Source organism: Roseibium sp. FZY0029, assembly GCF_036350355.1.
GTDB lineage: Bacteria > Pseudomonadota > Alphaproteobacteria > Rhizobiales > Stappiaceae > Roseibium.
Window position 1 is genome coordinate 289135 of record NZ_JAZDVZ010000002.1, and the last position, 18863, is coordinate 307997.

Annotated in this window: 15 protein-coding genes; 4 read left to right on the forward strand and 11 right to left on the reverse strand. The window is 60.4% G+C overall.

Going from position 1 to position 18863, the window contains the following annotated elements; genetic code table 11:
- The first annotated feature begins 44 nt into the window (after positions 1–44).
- Complete coding sequence (locus V1T76_RS05880; protein ID WP_330559668.1) at positions 45–1871, forward strand: adenylate/guanylate cyclase domain-containing protein; 1827 nt, start codon at positions 45–47, stop codon at positions 1869–1871.
- Between the two features lie 47 nt (positions 1872–1918).
- Here V1T76_RS05880 and V1T76_RS05885 read toward each other — a convergent pair whose 3' ends face one another.
- The 3 genes from V1T76_RS05885 to V1T76_RS05895 form a co-directional block, all read right to left on the reverse strand.
- On the reverse strand, positions 1919–2482 hold the full coding sequence (locus V1T76_RS05885; protein WP_330559669.1) for a cytochrome b: 564 nt from the start codon (positions 2480–2482) through the stop codon (positions 1919–1921).
- A gap of 310 nt (positions 2483–2792) precedes the next feature.
- Positions 2793–3908 (reverse strand): helix-turn-helix transcriptional regulator, encoded by a 1116-nt coding sequence (locus V1T76_RS05890; RefSeq protein ID WP_330559670.1) that lies wholly within the window; start codon positions 3906–3908, stop codon positions 2793–2795.
- Between the two features lie 175 nt (positions 3909–4083).
- Entirely contained in the window at positions 4084–5469 is a 1386-nt protein-coding gene (locus tag V1T76_RS05895; protein WP_330560224.1) for a homospermidine synthase, read from the reverse strand.
- A gap of 253 nt (positions 5470–5722) precedes the next feature.
- Here V1T76_RS05895 and V1T76_RS05900 point away from each other — a divergent pair, with 253 nt between their 5' ends.
- Positions 5723–6325, forward strand: a complete 603-nt coding sequence (locus tag V1T76_RS05900; RefSeq protein WP_330559671.1) for a hypothetical protein — start codon at positions 5723–5725, stop codon at positions 6323–6325.
- Positions 6326–6379: 54 nt separating this feature from the next.
- On the opposite strand, the gene V1T76_RS05905 is transcribed toward V1T76_RS05900, so the two are convergent.
- Together V1T76_RS05905 and V1T76_RS05910 are read right to left on the reverse strand one after the other, a co-directional pair.
- Entirely contained in the window at positions 6380–6931 is a 552-nt protein-coding gene (locus tag V1T76_RS05905; protein WP_330559672.1) for a GNAT family N-acetyltransferase, read from the reverse strand.
- A gap of 10 nt (positions 6932–6941) precedes the next feature.
- A complete protein-coding gene (locus V1T76_RS05910) occupies positions 6942–8072 on the reverse strand; it encodes a type III PLP-dependent enzyme (protein ID WP_330559673.1) in 1131 nt (376 codons plus the stop codon).
- Between the two features lie 706 nt (positions 8073–8778).
- Between V1T76_RS05910 and V1T76_RS05915 the strand changes: the two genes are divergently transcribed.
- A complete protein-coding gene (locus tag V1T76_RS05915) occupies positions 8779–9159 on the forward strand; it encodes a VOC family protein (protein WP_330559674.1) in 381 nt (126 codons plus the stop codon).
- A 14-nt stretch (positions 9160–9173) separates the two neighbouring features.
- Here the strand turns inward: V1T76_RS05915 and V1T76_RS05920 are convergent, their stop codons facing one another.
- On the reverse strand, positions 9174–10826 hold the full coding sequence (locus V1T76_RS05920) for a pyridoxamine 5'-phosphate oxidase family protein (protein ID WP_330559675.1): 1653 nt from the start codon (positions 10824–10826) through the stop codon (positions 9174–9176).
- Between the two features lie 97 nt (positions 10827–10923).
- Entirely contained in the window at positions 10924–11544 is a 621-nt protein-coding gene (locus V1T76_RS05925; protein WP_330559676.1) for a glutathione S-transferase family protein, read from the reverse strand.
- 174 nt (positions 11545–11718) lie between these two features.
- Here V1T76_RS05925 and V1T76_RS05930 point away from each other — a divergent pair, with 174 nt between their 5' ends.
- Positions 11719–12615 (forward strand): LysR family transcriptional regulator, encoded by an 897-nt coding sequence (locus tag V1T76_RS05930; RefSeq protein WP_330559677.1) that lies wholly within the window; start codon positions 11719–11721, stop codon positions 12613–12615.
- Here V1T76_RS05930 and V1T76_RS05935 read toward each other — a convergent pair.
- The 4 genes from V1T76_RS05935 to xrtT all read right to left on the reverse strand — a co-directional run bounded on the left by V1T76_RS05935 (position 12593) and on the right by xrtT (position 18809).
- Positions 12593–14224, reverse strand: a complete 1632-nt coding sequence (locus V1T76_RS05935) for a sensor histidine kinase (RefSeq protein WP_330559678.1) — start codon at positions 14222–14224, stop codon at positions 12593–12595. The two genes, V1T76_RS05930 and V1T76_RS05935, sit on opposite strands and share 23 nt — an antisense overlap.
- A complete protein-coding gene (locus V1T76_RS05940; protein ID WP_330559679.1) occupies positions 14221–14943 on the reverse strand; it encodes a response regulator transcription factor in 723 nt (240 codons plus the stop codon). Before V1T76_RS05940 ends, V1T76_RS05935 begins: the two co-directional genes overlap by 4 nt.
- Before the next feature lie 66 nt (positions 14944–15009).
- Positions 15010–17316: a VIT and vWA domain-containing protein gene (locus tag V1T76_RS05945; RefSeq protein WP_330559680.1), complete on the reverse strand. Its 2307-nt coding sequence runs from the start codon at positions 17314–17316 to the stop codon at positions 15010–15012.
- The gene (gene xrtT / locus V1T76_RS05950) at positions 17313–18809 is read right to left on the reverse strand and encodes an exosortase T (protein ID WP_330559681.1); all 1497 of its coding nucleotides are present in this window, start codon (positions 18807–18809) and stop codon (positions 17313–17315) included. Before xrtT ends, V1T76_RS05945 begins: the two co-directional genes overlap by 4 nt.
- Between the last annotated feature and the right edge of the window lie 54 nt (positions 18810–18863).

Below are 18863 nucleotides of genomic sequence, written 5' to 3' on the forward strand. Positions count from 1 at the left end.
GGGGTATGGGTAATGAATTGAAATTCAGTCCGCAGGCCAGACACTTGCCCCTCAACAGGCGCCTTCACATCACGCCGACACTCACGACTGTTATCGGCGGTTTTGTCTTCATAACAGCAGCGCTTGTGCTGATCGTTCAGGCAGCAACATCCGAAAAGGTGGTGCGCAACCTGGGTGGATCGCTGATCAACTCGGGCATGCATGCCCTGGACCAGGCTTTCACCGCCCAGATCGAAGCGGTTGAGGAAGCCAGTTCCTTCACCGTGGACGCCCTGACCTCCGGCAGCATTCTGATGAGCCGACCGCAGGAAGTCGCTGACTATATGTTCGGCGCGCTTTCGTCCATGGAACATGTCTCCTTCCTCATAGTCGCCGACAGGAACGGCAATTTCATTCAGGTCGACCGGGGCCACGCCGACGGCATTCTGGTTCCGCAATTTGTACCGAAAACCGATGAAACCCATGCGCTTGCAGGTCTGATAGCCAGTTCAAGAGACAAGACCGCTCCCTTCTGGTCCGGACCGGCCTTCTACCCCCAGCGCCAGCACACCTACATTGCCCATGTTCAACCGATCCATTCCGCAGGGCCGGAGGGCGGCATATACGAAGGGCTTGTTCTCATGGCCATGTCCATGGAGCGCTTGTCGGAAGTCACAAGTGACATCTCCACGGGACTGGTTCAGGTGTTCATGATCAACCCGCAGACCTACGATGTGATCGCACATCCCGCGCTGCCGGAAGTGTTCAACCTCCTGTCGCCGACCCATCCGCTGATTGATCTGGAGAACGTCCCGGACAGCTTTCTGAAGACTTTGCGGTCGACCGAACTGGTCGATGCATCCCCCTTTGGCATCCGCCCCGGTCATGAAATGCGTGCCGGCTACGATGTCTTTGGCAAAAAGAGATTTGTCGTCATTCAAAGCGCTGATCTTGGCCCGACGGGACTGCCGCTTTCGATTGGGGCTCATTTTCCCGCAGAAATTCTGGAGCAGCCGCTTGAACAGTTGAGCGACGCCATCCTGATCGGCGTCGCGCTGCTTGGCCTGTCCCTGGTCGGCGCCGGTTTTCTGGCCCGTCGCATCGGCCAGCCGATCCGGCGGGCTGCACTTGGCGCAAAAGCCGTTGCCGATCTGGAACTGGATGCCGTTGAGCACTTGCCCGGCAGTTTCGTCCGCGAACTGGACGATCTGGCCAACGGCTTCAACTCCATGGTCGGCGGCCTGACCGCCTTCAGCCGCTACGTGCCGAAAACGCTCGTTCGGAAGCTTCTGCGCGAGGGCCGCGCTGACGCCCCGCCGGAAGAACGAGAGGTCGCGGTGCTGTTCACCGACATCGCCGGGTTCACGTCAGCCTCCGAAGGCATGACGGCGACCCAAACGGCCGCTTTCGTGAACCATCATCTTTCCATGCTGGGTGCGGAAATCACAAAGGAAGGCGGCACCATCGACAAATACATCGGCGACAGTGTCATGGCATTCTGGGGCGCTCCGGAGCGGCTCGAAAACCCGGCAGAACCAGCCGCGCGAGCGGCAATCGGAATGGCGCGGGCCATCAGGGCCGACAATCAGACACGCATCGCCCGGGGCGAGGCACCGGTGCGCATCCGCATAGGCCTTCACATTGGGCCGCTAGTCGTCGGAGATATCGGTGCCCCGGAACGGGTCAACTACACGGTCATCGGCGACACGGTGAACGCCGCCTCCCGTCTGGAAAGTCTCGGCAAGGAGATCGACGAGGGCGCTGACGTGGTGATCCTGGTCTCGGGCGAGATCGCCAAACGCCTCGACAGCACCCTTGAGCGCAGGCCGATTGGCCTGCACCAGGTCAAGGGCAGGATCGAGCCGCTGGAGGTCGTACGGCTGATCGGCTGACACCCGCCTCCTGACGGGACCAGCCAACCTGGTCCGCTTATTGAACTTTACAGGATCTTGTAGAGGGTCCGGTCGCGCCTCAGAACGTGATGGAACACCACTGCGCCGATGTGAAGGGCAAACAAGACCAGCAGGGCCCAGGCGCTCCAGGAGTGTATCGCCGAGAGCGTTCCGGCAATGTCTGGCGATTTGCCGATCGGGCTCCAGACAGGGATGACGCCGAACCAGCTCAGCGGGAAACCATGCGCATTCGTCGCCAGAAATCCGCTCACCGGCATGATGATCAGGAAAAGATAGAGCAATCCGTGAACGGTGGCAGCAGCCATCCGCTCCAGAGCCGGCCCCTCCTCTTCCGGTTTGTGAGCGACAATCTTGTTGCCCACACGGACGAGCATCAGCCAGAGCACCAGAAAACCAAAGCTTTCATGCAGCAGGTAGAAATCAAGGGACACTTCACTCTTCACGAACTTGATGACATAGCCCAACGGCCATGTTGCCAGAACCAGAGAGGCAATGATCCAGTGCAGGATCCTGGTCGTTCCGGCATGACGGCTTTCCGGTGCGAGCGGGTGTGCAGAGGTTTGTGAGGTCGTTTCCGGGGAGGTCAGCACAGTTGTTGTCCTTTTTGTCATGTCATCGCACGGCTGTCGGTCATGGGCGCTCGGCTCTTTGATGATCGGCCTGCCCCTTTCGGGAATGCACTAAACGGTGACCGTTGTCATCAGCGTTTGAATCGGTCCACAGTGCCGGTATGTCCTCATCTTAACGGGCCCACCTTCAAGACCGTGTGACGGGCGACACTGCACAAGCAAGCCGAATACATCCGCGCGCAACAAAACCCGCAAATCCGCACAAAGTGCCTGACAAGCCGACACGCTCCACCGGACATGACAGATAATCTACAGGCCAACGGGACTTTTGTCAGCGAAGGCGGAAAAAACAGAACCGTTCGACCAGTCGCAAGAGATCCTTTTGCGAGCGGCAGTTGGCCTTGGCCATTGCGTTCTTAAGATGTTTGCGGGCCGTATCGAGCGAGATGTTCCGCTCGCGGCAATGCTGTGCCAGATCCTGGCCGGCAGCGATTGCCCCGACCACACGCTCCTCGGAAGGGGTCAGGCGGAAGAGGCCAGCGAATTGCTTGATCTCCGAGGGATCAGGCCCATGCTGCATGTGCAGCGGGATACACAGAACTGCCAGCAGTGAACCACTTCCACTAATCCCGCCAGGCACGGGCAGGAAGCGCACCCCGATCTGATGATCCGTGGTTTCGGCAAGCGTAACTGTCTCGCCCGAGGGAACGCTTGAGCGGAAGTGGAGCGCCTCAAGTGCAAGCGCGAACTGCCTGTTCAAGGCCCTGTCCCGGAAGACGAGGCCCCGGCTGCTCATCTTGAAAAGCTGCTCTTGCTGCAGGGCCTCCGCCTGCGAGTTCGCAAAGATGATTCTGCCGTCCGCGGCAATCAGGATAACGCCTTGTCCGCGCGCTGCCAGAAGATCCCCGAGCGTTTCGGTGTTGGTTTTTGCCTCAGCGAGCGTCAGATGCATCCGCAGGGCCTGCCTGGTATGGCCGAGAACGAGCTGCTGGGCGGCGAGCTGATCCTCTTGCCAAGGCTCTTCATCATAAAGCGAAAAGCCGAGCCAGCTTAACCTGCCGGGCATGGCAAGCTGGGCACCGGTGACCTCGTACAGTTCGAACGGCAGCAGGTTTTCGTGATACACGGGGCTGGCCAGCCGCTCTTCTTCCGTCCACAGCAGATCGCCGTGCAGAACCTTTCCGACAGGGCCGTCCATAATGCGCGGAAATCGGACATCCAGAGCCGCGTAGGTGTTCAGGTAGTCCTTATGAAAATCCGGATCCATCCGAACGGTAACGAACAGATCGTCGCCCGCCTCAGTCAGGTTGTTGGAGAAGAAATGACAGCTCTTTGCCTGAAGGGCGTCAGTTACCTCTTCCAGGGCCGGTTTCCAGAACTCCGGCGTGACCGCCGCTTCATAGAGACCCCGGATCGCAGCGTTCAGTCTTACCTGATCAAGTTTCACCTGGCCCTCATCGCATAACGGCTGCCTGCGAGGCATAATCAGAAAATATATATTTCAGAAATGTTGTGACGATCACAAAGTTTCGAAACCCGAAACCTTCCTGAAACCCTGAAATCAATAAAAAAGCCGCTGGGATTACCCAGCGGCCAATATTGAACAGGAATTGCGTTTCGCGTCAACGCACCAGAATATTCCGGAACTGCCAGGGGTCCTTGGTGTCGATGTCTTCCTTGTAGAAGCCCGGGCGGCCTTCAAGCGGCGTCCAATCCGTGTAATAGCCCTTCACCGGGCCAAGATACGGCAACTGGATCTCGAGGCAGCGCTTGTAGTCCATCTCGTCGGTTTCCACGATGCCGGCTTCCGGGTTCTCCAGCGCCCAGACCATGCCGGCAAGAACGGCCGAAGTCACCTGCAGACCCGTCGCGTTCTGATAGGGTGCAAGGTCACGGGTTTCTTCCACGGACAATTGCGAGCCGTACCAGTAGGCGTTTTTCTTGTGGCCGTAGAGCAGAACGCCGAGTTCATCAATGCCGTCCTGCAGTTCGCTTTCGTCGAGAACATGCAGTGTCTCCTGAACCTTGCCGGCAGAGCCGAACAGTTCGTGAAGCGACAGTACCGCGACGTTTGCCGGATGATAGGCATAGTGGCAGGTCGGGCGGTAGCTGACCTTCTTGCCGTCATGCACGGAGAAATAGTCGGCTATCGATATCGCCTCATTGTGCGTCACCAGGAAGCCGTATTGCGCGCCGGGTGTCGGGCACCATGTTCGAACACGGGTGTTGGCGCCCGGCTGTTCGAGATAGATCGCGGCCTTGCAGCCTTTCTTGTGCTTCTTGGCGTTCGCGGGCTTCCAGGTTTCATGCGTGCCCCAGCCAAGTTCAGCAGGCTGGAAGCCTTCCGACAGGAAACCTTCCACCGACCAGGTGTTCCAGAATTCACCGAAAGGCTTCGGCTCCTTGGCACGCTGTGTGTCACGTTCGGCAATGTGTATGCCCTTGACGCCAACCTTCTTCATCAGCTTCGCCCAGCCCTTCTGGCTGGTCGGCTCCTTGAATTTGACGCCGGTATCGGTTGCAATATCAACCAGGGCCTTCTTCACGAACCAGGACACCATGCCCGGATTGGCTCCGCAACAGGAGACAGCCGTTGTGCCGCCAGGGTTCTTCTTCTTTTCCCGGCGTACGGCTTCGCGCAGAGCGTAGTTGGTGCGGTCGGCCGCTGTCGCGGTGTCGTCGAAGTAGAAACCCGGCCAGGGCTCGACAACCGTGTCGATGTAAAGCGCGCCCAATTTGCGGCAGAGCTTCATCAGGTCCAGCGATGAGGTGTCCACCGACAGGTTCACCACAAAGCCCTGCCCCTCCCCCTCGGTGAGCAGAGGCGTCAGAACGTCCTTGTAGTTTTCGGGGGTCAGAGAAACCTTCTCGAACCTGTAGCCCCGGTCGGTGACAAGCTTCGCATCGGCATCCACCGGGTCGATCACCGTGAACCGGTTTTTGTCGAAGTTGAAATGACGCTCGATCAGCGGCAAGGTTCCCTTGCCGATGGAACCGAGCCCGATCATCACGAGCGGGCCGGTGATGGTGCCATGAAGTTGGCCCTTCCCGATGTCGGTCGCAGCCTTGGATGCCGGCGCTTGTGAAACGGTAGCCTTCGCTGGAGCAGTTTTCGCGGCACCGGCTTTTCTGGCCGCGGGTTTCACCGCTGTCCTGGCGGGGGCTTTTGCATTGCCTGCCTTGGCAAGCGCTGCTTTGGCAACCGAAGCCGCCGGCTTTTTCGCCCCAGATTTGGTCTGAGAAGATTTCGCCGGTGCGGATTTGGTTGATGCAGATTTGGCTGGTGCAGATTTGGTCGCAGCAGTTTTGGTTGCAGCAGGCTTTGACGCTCCAGAAGCTTTCACAGGTGCTTTTGCAGGAGCCTTGAAGGGGGCGGTCTTTCCTGCGGAAGCCTTCCCGGAAGACGCTTTTGCTGCGGCCGGTTTTGCAGCCGGTGTTTTGGCAGGCGTTGTTTTAGCCGATGCTGCCTTGGCAGCGGCAGCTTTGCCAGATGTCGGACTTGCAGGAGTTGATTTGGAGCTTGCCGGATTCCCGGCCGCAGGTCTGGACGCAGCCGCGCGCGGTGTGGTCTTGCGCCGAACGGCCGGCTTCGTAGCGGTCTTTGCCGCCGGTTTCTTCGGCGCACCGTCGTTGGTGTCGTCGGTCATATGCGTAACTCCAATCCTATCCGATATGCCGCCCTCGCCCTGGTGGGAGGGTCCGGCCCATTGGGGTATCCTTCATACAGAAAAGCGCACTTATTGCGCCCGAGTTAGGTGTGGCTGGTTTCTGCAGGAATTTCAAGTCTTCCTGAAAGCAGTTTATTCAAGGAAAGACAAACGAACTTCTCAGGACTTCGTGAGCAAAAGACAGGCCTTTGCTTGAAAAAACAAGAGACGGCGGCGAAAAAGTCCGCCGCCGTCTGTCATGTCCTGAATTTCAGAGTGCTTGCGACACTGAGAAAACATCGTCCCGCGCCGCTGGCGCTGCGATCGGGTCCGGCAAACCGGCCGCAGACAGAACGCCTTCCAGCCCGGCAATATGCCCCGGAGCAAACTCCACAGCGAGAAACCGGTGATAGTCCACCGGGCCCGGCAGGCCGACCTTGTCGAGAAGACCGGCAGCAAATCCGAAGCGCGCGTAATACGGCTGGTCGCCGACCAGGATCACCGACCCGTGGCCAAGCATGGCTGCCTGGTTGAGGGCGTGTCGCATCAAGCGGTCCCCGACCTTCAGACCCCGGCAGCCCGGATCGACGGCAAGGGGTCCGAGCAACAGGCTTTGTGAGCCGTTGCGGTCCGCCACAGACCAGAGCCTTACCGTTCCGACAAGCTTGCCAGATTCGTCGATCGCAGAAAATGCGAAGACCGGAAGCCGGCCTTCACGCAGACGCTCGGAGGTTTTCCTGAAGCGGTCCTCACCGAAGCAAAGGTCAAGCAGACCCTCGCGGGCGCCGGTGTGATCCGGCGCCTCGTCCACAATATCAATCATGGCACTTGCCTCAGATGACGAAGGACGCCAGCGGCGCAAAGCCGTTGAAGCCGACCGTGGAATAGGTCGTGGTGTAGGCACCACAAGCCTCGATCAGCACCTTGTCGCCAATAGACAGGCTCACCGGCAGTTCGTACGGCGTCTTCTCGTAAAGAACGTCGACGCTGTCGCAGGTCGGGCCGGCCAGCACGCAGGGTGCGGTGATGTCGCCGTCGCGCGGGGTGCGGATCGGATAGCGGATCGCCTCGTCCATGGTTTCGGCCAGGCCGTGGAACTTGCCGATATCGAGATAGACCCAGCGCACGTCGTCGTTGGCGGATTTACGCGAAATCAGAACGACTTCAGCTTCGATCATGCCGGCGTTGCCCACCATGCCGCGGCCCGGCTCGATGATGGTGGACGGCAGACGGTTGCCGAAATGCTTGCACAGCGCCTGGAAGATCGCTTCGCCGTAGGTCGAAACACCCGGGACGTCTTTCAGGTAACGGGTCGGGAAGCCCCCACCCATGTTGACCATTTTCAGTTCGATACCGCGGAGCGCCATTTCCTGGAAAACGCCTGCTGCCATGGCGAGAGCGAGATCCCACGCCGTGAGGTTGGCTTGCTGGGAACCGACATGGAAGGAGACGCCGTGGGCAACAAGGCCGAGCCGGTGCGCGTGTTCGAGGACGTCGGGCGCCATTTCGGGGTCGCAGCCGAACTTGCGGGAGAGCGGCCATTCGGCGCCGACACCGTCGCACAGGACGCGGCAGAAGACTTTGGAGCCAGGGGCAACGCGGGCGATTTTTTCGACTTCTTCGACACAGTCGACGGCGAAGAGGCGGACGCCATACTGATAGGCACGCGCAATGTCCTTCTCCTTCTTGATGGTGTTGCCGTAGGAAATGCGGTCAGCGGAAGCGCCGGTTGCCAGAACCATTTCGATTTCGCCGACAGAGGCGCAATCGAAGGAAGACCCGAGGCCTTCCAGGAGCGACAGGATTTCAGGTGCCGGGTTGGCTTTGACCGCGTAGTAAACGGAGGTGTCCGGCAGGGACTTGGCGAAAGCTTCAAAGTTGTCGCGCACGATGTCGAGATCGACAACAACGCACGGGCCATCTTCGTCACGTCGGCGGAGGAAATCGCGGATACGGTCGCTCATTGGGAAGGTTCCCTCTTTCTCAATCTCAGCCGCAGGCGCGCATATTTCCTTGGCTCGCGCGCTGCGTTCACGTCGCAGGGTGCTGCAAAGCGCACCGGGCCTCCCCCGGGATGGAACCGGAGGCCGGGTTGACTGCAGCGACGGTTGGGCGATGCGACTGTCAAGCAGCACAAAGCTTTCCCGCGTCGGGAAATGCCGTTGATTGGATCGGGAGAACCGAACCGCACGTCGGGCAATGATGTAACAAGTGCCTCTTCAGTGACGCCGGAGGTTGGATACCCCGGCAGAGACCAAAAAAGCCCTCTTACGTCGTTGCTTTAAGCCGTCCGGATCTCAACTGCCCCGCCCCTTGGCGGATTGTCTGGCAGAGGTCCCTTAAGAGATGCCTTGTGAGACACCCCATGAACGACCACGGGCACGTGCGAATTTGGGCAAGGCGTATATGCGCCCGTTCGCCCCCTGATGCAATAGGAAATTTTCAGTTGCAGAAGGTTTTTTTATGTCGCCCCGTTCACGCCGCCTTTCAAGCCGAAAGCCTTGCCCGGCTTTAACTATTTCGTAAAAATTGTGACGGTTCCGGCAAGGGTTTCCCCGATCTTGCGCATTCCCGGAAGGGCCGCGCGGCATTGACTTGCGAACCGCAAAAAGCCAGACCAATTGTCCATCGCCCGCCTGACCAAATCAGCCTGCCGCGAAAGGCAATCGCATGAAGATCGGGAAACTCGACCACGTCAATCTGCGCACCACACGGCTCGACGAACTGATCGCCTGGTACGGTGACGTTCTGGGCATGAAACCGGGCCCGCGCCCCGACTTTGCCTTTCCCGGGGCATGGCTCTACGCGGGCGAAGATGCAGCCATTCATCTGGTCGGCATGGAAGGACCGGAAGCCACCGGGTCCGAAGCCAAGCTGAAGCTGGAGCATTTCGCGTTCACTGCGTCAGGCCTTGAAGCCTTCGAAGCCAGGTTGAACGAACGCGGCGAACGGTACCGCCGCTCCGTTCAGCCCGGCACAGGAACGGTTGCCATTAATGTCTGGGATCCGGACGGCAACCATATCCACGTCGACTTCACCCCGCAGGACTGACGTCTCAACCGCCCCTAAAACGACTCGAAGCGGATTTGCTCCTGCGGCACGCCCGCGCGCTGCAGTCCCTCGTCCAGTTCCGCCAGAAAGGCCGCGGGTCCGCACAGGAGGTACCGGGTGTCTGCGCTCCCCGTGAGGGCCACGAGACCGGCTGCCGATATCCGACCTGCATGATCGAAGTCATAGCCCGGAACGTCCGACGGCAGCGGACGGGTGTAGTGGGTTATGAGCTGAACATTCGGATTGTCCTTTGCCAGGGCCTGCGCTTCCTTTCGGAAGGCATGATGATCGCCGTCGCGGGCGCTATGCACGAACCACACCGGACGCGTTCCCTCCTCACCAGCCAATTGATGCAGCATGCTCAGGAGCGGCGTGATGCCAATGCCCGCACTTGCCAGCACAAGCGGGCTTTTAGCGTCTGGCAGGGCAAATTCGCCCGACGGCCTACCAGCATCGAGAAACCCGCCAACAGGAAAGACATCGTGCAAGATACGTGAGACCAGACCTTGCGCCTCCCGCTTCACGGATATCCGGTAGCGCCCGTCGGACGGATCTCCGGAGAGCGAGTAGCTCCGCTGAACCTTGCCAAAGCCACCTGGCAGATGGATTTCCAGCGGCAAATGCTGGCCGGCTCGAAACGCTGGCAACGCTCCGCCATCGCGTGCCTCGAACACGAACGATGTCACATCCGCGCTTTCGCTGTGCCTGGAGACCAGACGCAAAGACCGGATCGCATCGGCATCTTTCTGCCAACGCAGATGAAGTGCGGACGTCAGTTCGACGATGCTCTCGATTTCAAACGAGACCAGTTGGCGTGCACCGGGAACCTTCGCCGCTTCCGCCTTGTCCCAGATTATCGTCGCCCGGCCTGTCATCTGAAGCAGGCTGCCGGTGGTAAAATCCAGAAACAGCAGACCGGTGCGCGGATCATTCTGGATGTTGCCCAGGGTGTTATAGAACTGGTTGCCGGCATAGTCCGGAAACCGCAGGGTGCGATCACCCAGCACCTCGACAAAACCACGCTCACCGCCGCGGTGGCTGACGTCCATGCCGAAAGCCGGATTGTCGCCCTCGCCCCGGTAGCCGGTCGATATGAAGAACGTATCTGCCGACTGGATCCACTGCTGCTGCGATGCGCTCAGTGTGGCTTTGCGTTCGGCCTTGACCTTGGTTTTCTCTGCACTCCAGCGGACATCCCGCGCTCTGATATATTGCGAGCAATTGCCGAAAGACTGGCCAACCTTGAACCCGAAGCCTTCCGCCCCCGCACGCGAGACCTTGCCGTTCACCCGGTTGCGCCGCCGGGTCGCAAGCTCAATGCCGATGAACCCCACATCGGCTCCTTCGGAAAAAGCACCTTCAAGCGCATCGCTCTCGACCGGCTGCGCGGCCACTGTCAACGAGCGTGCGTCGGGCGAGCGCACAAATCCCGGCCAGCCTTCGAGGACCGTAGCCCACGGGCGGCCATCGGAATCTCTTGCCGATGCGATCATGAACATCTGCGCCTCGAAAAACGCGCGGTGCTGATCGGGCATGGACTCACGGATAGCACCGCGCGCCCACAATTCGACATCCCTTTCGCCAAGGCGCTCCTGAACCTGTTTTTCGCCATCGTGAAAGGGCGAACGGTTTTCCGGCCGGTTCCCGGCTGCATCCGTCTTCAACATCCTGGTTTCCTCTTGGGCTGGAGATGCGTGGGAGAAAAAGCGACGGGACCGGGCGCGCCCACGGTGCGCCCGGTCCCGCTCAACATTCGTCAAGAAATCAGGCGGCAAGGCCTGCCTTGCTCGCCGGCATGGCCACAAAACCCGGCAGGGACTCGACGCGCTTCAAAAGACCCCGAATGCGCGGATAGGGTTCCAGCGAAACATTGCCCTCCGGCGCATGCGCCGTGTAGCTGTAGATGGCGATGTCGGCGATCGTCGGACGGTCCCCAACGAGCCATTCGCGACCATCGAGATGGGCTTCCAGGTTATCAAAAGCCACCTTGGCAACGGACTTCGCGCGTTCCGCATCAAGTGGCGCTCCGAAAACCGTGATCAAACGTGCCGCGCCCGGTCCGCTGGCAAGTTCACCGGCGGCAAAGGCCAGAAAGCGATGCACTTCCGCTTCCAGATACGGATCTGTCGGCAGCCAGTCCGGCGCATATTTACGGGCCAGATAGACAAGGATCGCATTGGAGTCCGCCAAAACGGTCGACCCGTCTTCAATGACCGGAACAAGGCCTACCGGATTGAGTTTCAGGAACGGGTCGCGCTTGTGCTCGCCGTTGACCAGATCAACTTCGACAAGCTCGTAGTTGATGCCGGTGAGGCTCGAAAAGAGCTCCACCCGGTGGCAGTGACCGGAGAGCGGAAAACGGTGGATCTTGATTGCGTTGGACATCGCCAGCTTCCTCTTGCCTTTAAGGATCTTTCCGCGGCCGAAGCCTCTTGGTTCGGTCCGCTGCCCGCAATATGTCACTCGCCCTGATTGGAAATAATCTTCGAATTCATTCAATGATTATGTACATTACAAGGATAATGATCTGACGCGCTGGACCCACCGAGGACAACAGAGATGGACAAGATCGAAACCATGCGGGCCTTTGTGGCCGTGGCGCAGGAAGGGTCTTTCACCGCCGCCGGGCGACGCATTGGCCTGTCGACGAAACTGGTCAGCAAATACGTGCAGCACCTGGAAGGCCAGTTGAAGACACAGCTCTTCAACCGCACAACGCGCAGCGTTTCCCTGACCGATGTCGGTGCCGCCTATCTGGAGCATTGCCGCCCGATCCTGGAACAGCTCGACGATCTGGATTCGCTCGTGCGCGAGCGCCAGGGAGCCCTGGCAGGCCAGATCAGGCTGACCGCCCCGACAGGCTTCGGCAGCACAAGGCTGAGCGAGGCTCTGGTGCCCTTCCTGCGTAAGCATCCGGATGTCGAACTGGATATGCGGCTGACAGACCACCGGCTTGCTCTGGTGGAAGAAGGTCTCGACCTGGCGATCCGCATCGGTGCCCTGCGGGACTCCACCCTGATCGCCCGCAAGCTTGCCGGCATGCCGCTGGTTCTGTGCGCCTCACCGGATTATCTGGAGCGACATGGCAGGCCGCAGGACCCGAGAGCCCTGTCGACCCATGTCTGTCTCGTCGACAGCAACCAGACGGAACTCAACATCTGGCGGTTTCATTCCGGGGGCGAAGAGCATGTCATCCGGCTGTCAGGTGCCGTCCGCTCCAACTCTCCCGGCGCCCTGGCCCAGATGGCTATGGGAGGTCTCGGCATCACCATCGCGCCGCTTTATGCCATCGAGGACGCGCTGAAAGACGGGCGCCTGGAGCGCGTGCTTCCGGACTATAAGACAGACACCTTCGGACTTTATGCGCTCTATCCTCCCAACAGACACCTGACCCGGCGCGTGCGCGCGTTGATCGAGCATCTGGCCGCCGAGTTCAGCTCCCGCTGGCCGGACTGACCGGCGACGGCCTCACAGGAAAGAACAGCTCGAAGGAAGCGCCATCATCGCTCGGCTGCAGGCGGATCGACGCGCCATGGGCCTTCAGAAGAGCCTGCACGATGCCAAGCCCCATGCCGGTGCCTCCGCTCTCCCGCCGGGTGGTGAAAAACAGATCAAAGACCTGGCCCTGATTTCCCTCTGATATCCCCTCACCATTGTCGTTTACCTGAACGGCGAGACCTTTCCCTGCCTGCGCGGGAATGATCGCGACCCTGGAGGCGCCGTGCCGGCGGGAATTATCGATCAGATTGTCAAATACGATACGGGCATTTTCCGAAGACATCGGCAAGTCGGCCTCGCTGGTCAGGTCGATTTCCAACCCCTCGAAACGGCCCTTGAGCGCGGCAACGACCTCGCTGAGCCGGCAACTGCCACCGATCTCGACGCTGTCTGCACGGGCAAGATCGCGCAGCCGGTTCAACAGCTTCGACGCCCGCTCCGTGTCGCGCAGGATGTTGCCGAGAAATTTCTCACGTTCCGCAGGGCTGAGATCCCCGCCCGCATCCTGCAGCAATTCCGCCGCTCCCTGAATGGCCGTCAGCGGCGTCTTCAGCTCGTGGGTCACATGATTGGCGAAGGTGGAAATATAGTCGTTGCGTTCGAACAGTCTGCGGGACATGCCGAGCATGCTTTCCGACAGCGCATGGATCTCGCGGTTGCCGTGAATCGCCAGCGGCTTCAGGGCCTCCCGGTCGCCGTTGCCAATGGCAAGCGAGCGGCGGGTGAGCGCCTTGATCGGCCCGGTGATGGCGCGGGCAAAAATGAAGCCGACAACGAAGGTCGCGGCCAGCACGAAGATCACCACCCAGAACACAGCCTCGCGTTTCAGGAACATTTCCTTGAGGATATTGCTGGGTGTGCGAGAGGCGTAAACAACGCCTGCGACCCTGTCGTTTACGATAATCGGCATTGCGACAAAAACGCGAACGCTGGTACCCCGGCTGATGGAGTAGATCGGCTGCGGATTGTCGACGATGCGCTCGCGCAGCGCAGAGGCATAGCGCCCGGTGAGTGCCTTTTTGACCTCCTCCACATGCGCAAGCGACAGGCCGAGATCCTCACGCCCGGCAATGATCACCCCATTGAAATCAAGCACCCGGAACCCGGCCAGAGTTTTTTTCTGGGTGTCCTGCAGGATGCGCTCCACCGCTTGTCCGGCCCACAGATAAGCCGGATGCGGCGGTTCGGCAGCTGGCCGTGGCGCGCCTCTCCCGGGCAGAACCTTTGTGCGCGTCAGATCCAGTTCTGGAAGTTGCGGCGCCCAGCTTCCGCCCGGCTGGCGCAAATAGATGCTGCGGCTGCCCGGAACCTCAGCCACCTTGGCGACTTCGGGACCAAGCGGCAGGCCGTCCTTCCCGACCTCTTCAAGACGCTGTGCCGTTGCCGCTGCAATTGCGGCGGACTGGCCGATCAGCTCCGCTTCCGTCGTTTCGATAAGCTGGTTTTCATAGACGCGGAAAAAGGCGATCCCAGCAAGCGGCACCAGCAGCATGATGCCGAGAACCCCCGCCACCACAAGGGAGAGCGGCGGGCGCCATTTGTCTCGGAAGGTGCGGGACAGGATCATCCGCTGGTCCCAGCCTCCACCCGGCACGGCCCGAGCCGGAAGCCGACGCCATGCACGGTCTCAATGGCATCACCGCAACCGGCGTTGCCAAGCTTGGCGCGGATGTTGCGGATGTGACTGTCGATGGTTCTGTCCGAAACGTGGATATTGTCCCGGTAGGCGCTCTGCAGGATTTGCTCGCGGGTAAAGACGATCTTGGGCCGGGCCAGCAGGGTGGCCAGGATATCGAACTCGATGGCCGTCAGCGTCACCGGCGTTTCACCGACGCTCACATGGCGCTGCGACCGGTCAAGCTCAACCGCGCCGAAACGCAGCGCGGGCAGATCCTCAACCGTATGAGCCGGTGCAGGCCCACCATAGCGTTTCAGGATCGCACCGACCCGTGCAATCAACTCTCGCGGGCTGAAGGGCTTGGTCACATAGTCATCAGCGCCCAGTTCCAGACCGACGATCCTGTCGATCTCGTCATCGCGTGCCGACAGAAACAGGATCGGCACCTCGGACGTGCGGCGCAGATGGCGGCAAACATCCAGCCCGTCCATTTCCGGCAGGCCGATATCCAGTACGATCAGGGACGGATTGCACAGAAGCGCCTTGTCGAGCGCTTCCTTGCCGTCGGCGGCCACTTCGAACACGTAGGATGCTTTTTGGAGCGCGAAACAGATGACGTCCCGGATATGCGGGTCGTCATCGACAACAAGTATGGTTTGACCTGGCAAATGTTTCTTCCCGAAAAATGGCTCCCGCAGTCACCTGCGGAAGCGTTACCAATAGCGAAGCGCGGGTCAGGTTTCCAGCCACCAGCCATCCCGGCGCAAAGTGCGGGGCAAGGCAAGATCCAGCTCACCTGGCGTGGCCTCCTCGCCACGGGGCCGGAAACCCCGAACCCTGTCCCGCAATCTGCGGAAGCTATTCGCCAGTTGAAGCCGGAACCGGGCAGCCACAGCCAGGAGGACCAGCATCAGGCCAAAAATGCCTTCGGGCTCCGGTGCCGAACTGCCGGACAGGTTCAGCGACGGATAGGCATTGGTGGAAACGCCTGCCACCTGCGGCAGGGGCACATTTCGGTGGGACGTCGCCCCCGGTGCGCCATTCACCACCTTTTCGGACACGGCCACAAAGGACGTGAACCGGGTCTGGAGCGAATAGGTCAGTCCAAGATCAACGATTTCCTGCTTCAGTTGCGTGTCGGTGCTACCGCCGATGGTGTAGACGCGTTCCTTGTCGAATATCTGCTCGCGCGCCCAGATCAGCGGCAAGGCTCGGCTGGAAACCGCGTTGCCATCGACAGTAGACTTCAGGTCGATTTCAAGCGGCAATCTGGCGGCATGCCCATTGACGAGGCCATTGACGAAGATCGTGTGCCTTCCACCGACGGTGTAGCGCCCCATCACGCGCACCGATCCGCCTTCGAACAGATCGGGGATCCGGGCCGGGCTCTGGCCCTCGACCTTGAGCCCGTTCCAGTCGATGGAAATATCTGTCAGAAGCGGTGTCTTCAGGTTTGCGGCAAGACTTTCCGCAGCATCACCGGCGTCTTCTCCCAAAGCGACATAACGGGCATACCCCCGGCCCTCGGAAGCCATCGCGTCCAGCAGAAACCGGTTGACCGAGTTGCCGACGCCGAAGGCATAGATGCGTGCCTTGCCGATACGGTTCGCGACACTTGAGATCACGGTCGCCTCATCGCCGATATAGCCGTCGGTCAGGAAGACAACGATGCGGGTGGTGTTGTCCGGCTGCGCCTGATCGAAGGCCGTGTTGACGGCCCGGTCGATCTCCGTTCCACCGCCAGCCTCCAGAGAGGACACGAACTTGAGGGCCTGCCGCTTGTTCCGTTCGGTTGCCAGCACTGCATCTCCGGCAAACTGGGATGTGTTGTTGGAAAAGCGAAGGATGCGGAAATAGTCGTCCGGGCGCAAAGCCTTGATCGCTGCGCTCATGAAGGTCTTGCTGGCTTCCATCGGCTGCCCGGTCATGGATCCGGACGTATCCAGCACGAAGACAAGCTCACGCTGGCCGATCATGTCTTCAGTCGGAAGTTTCGGCGGCTCGATCAGCAGCGAGAAATAGCCTCCACCGTCCGCTTCGTATCGGGACGAGGCGCCAGCGGCGACATCGCTTTGTGCGGCAAGCTCATAACGCAGCACGAAATCCCGGTTGTCGATGGCCCTGCCGGACTTGAATCGGACTGTCTGCATGTCCCCCTGGCTGGAAACCTCCAGCGCATGGGTCTCGCTCGACAGCCTCCAGACAGGCATCGGTGCCTTGAGAGCTAGCTCCAGCGACACCCGCCTGGGATCGATTTCCTTCGGGGCATTCTGCCCGATGACTTGCGGATAGGCCGGAAGCTTGTCGATCTGCCAGCCGGAGCCTGTTTCACTATGCTTGAACGCCGCCGGTTTTGCAGAGATGGACTCATCGCTTGCATATGCAGTGTCGCCGTATCCGGGGCCATCATCTTCAGTCCTATGGTCGCCAGCGATGATCTGCGACGCCTCCATGGCCGCCTGTGGGCCCGGCCCCTCATAACGTGGCCCCACCACCATCGGCATTACCAGCTCATAAGCACCGTCGATCTTGGGAACGGTCTGGGCGTATTCCAGCGTCACCTTCACCGGGCGGCCAGGCATCAGATGGGCAATGTCCTGGGTGAACATGTTCGGCCGGTGCTGGGTCAACAGGGCAGCGGCCTTGCCCTCCCGTTTCGCCTTCTCGAAGGTGGCCTTGGCCTCGTCCTTCTTCTTGATCCGGGCCACGATGGTCTCGCCGTCGAGATCCATCCGCATGGCATGGATGGCCGCCTTCTGGTTCAGCGGAAACAGGTAGGTCGCGTTCAGGGGCAGCTTGGTCGGATTCAGGAACGTCTGCGTCAGCTCCACGTGGGCGACGTCACCGTCAACCTCGACCCTGTAATCGGCTTTCAGAAGCGGCAGATGGATCTCCTTGCCGCCTGAAGTGGCGACCACGGTTCCGGACAGATCATCGAGATCAGGCTCAGCAGCAGCGGGCAGCACCGAAAGCGTGCTGAAGACAGTGGCCAGCGAGGCTGCCAGAGAGCTGACAGACACGTATTTGGACAGGAACGTCATATGCGTTTCTCCTTGCGGTCGGGGGCAATGCGGGACGTACGGGTGTTGAGATCGAGAGCGGCCCCGGCGGCGGCCTCGAAGGCGGCGCGCTGAGGTTCGTCCAGCGTCCAGGGGGTGATCCGCTGAATGCTGGTCCAGGTGGTGCCGGGCCGTTTCAGCCACAGCCAGATCGCTTCGGCGATGTTGTGGGTCGTCTCACCGGTGCTGGAGATGAAGGTGACGGCAACCCGCCAGTCGCCTCCGGTTTCGGAGCGGGCGCGGTAGAGCGCTGTCGGAATCGGTTCAAACCGGGAGCCGAGAAAGGTCACGTCAAAGCCGAGCCCGCGCAGGCAATCGTCCGGGGCATGAAGGTGGCGCAACGGCGAGGACGTATGCACCAGCGTCAGCGCCATCGGGCCGTAACGCCGCTTCTGGGCGTGGCCGCCATATTGCTGGAAGTACTGCTCCTCGATGGGCAGCAGAGCTTCATCTATCCCGACCTCGCCTGCCAGCGTCAACGGCAGCGGTTGAGGCCGGGTGGAAGACGACACATCAAGGGCCTGCCTTGGCAGGCTGACGATGAAAAAGGCAAGGCTCAGGAACACCAGAGCGGACATGTTCCGCATGGGCCGCGACAGGACAGGCAAGTTGAAGAAAGCCCGGGTTCCCCTCGCCTCGGTGGGCCGCGGCTTATAGAAGACCAGCACCGGTGCCATCGACAGGGCAAGCGTCAGATAACCGATGATGTCGTGTAGCGGCTGCGCCATGACATCGGCACCAAAGACCTGTCCCGGATAGTCTATACCAACCGCGAGCAACGCAATGCGCAGGGAATTGCCGATAAGGCTCAGCCCCAGCGTTATGAAGGCCCAGAGCGCCGCCGTCAGCAGGCTCGGCCGGTAAAGCGCATTCAGGATGACCAGAAAGGCCATGGCGAGCATCAGCCCGGATGTACCCGAACACGGCAGGTCCACCAGAACGTCCTTGCCTGCAAGTCCGATCCGGATGCCGGAACAGGAAAGATCTGAAAAGAAGAGGCCAAGACCGCCGCAGGAGAGTTTTGCCGACAGTTCCTGAAGCGGATAGCCAAGCAGCCTTTGGAAAATGCGCTCGACCGGCAAGGTGAACAGAAACAGGACCGACAGCCAGAACGGCGAGAGGGCCCGCTGTCTCTCGCCTTTCCGAAACAGGGTCGCCAGCGCAAAGACATCAATTGCCAGCGCCAATCCGCCGATCACGTTGATCGCCAGAACCTGGCTCGCCAGCCGGATCAACGCGGAGGCCAAGAGAAGCAGAACTGCCATCTGCCGGTGGCCAATCGAGTTCTGCCGGACCGGGCTCGTCAGCGACCAGAGCGCCAAAGCCACCAGTGCGATCAGGTAGAGTGCACCAGTCGACGGATAGGACGGATCGGTCCAGGTGCCGATCAGCCAGCGCAGCGGCTCATAGGCAAGGATCAGCGAGGCCAGGAGAAAGGCCAGAGAGGTTGGGGAAGATTTTGCCAGACGGGTCATGACACCTGTTGTGCCAAGTCCGCATGCAGGCCCTTGTCAGCCTAAGTGCAGATT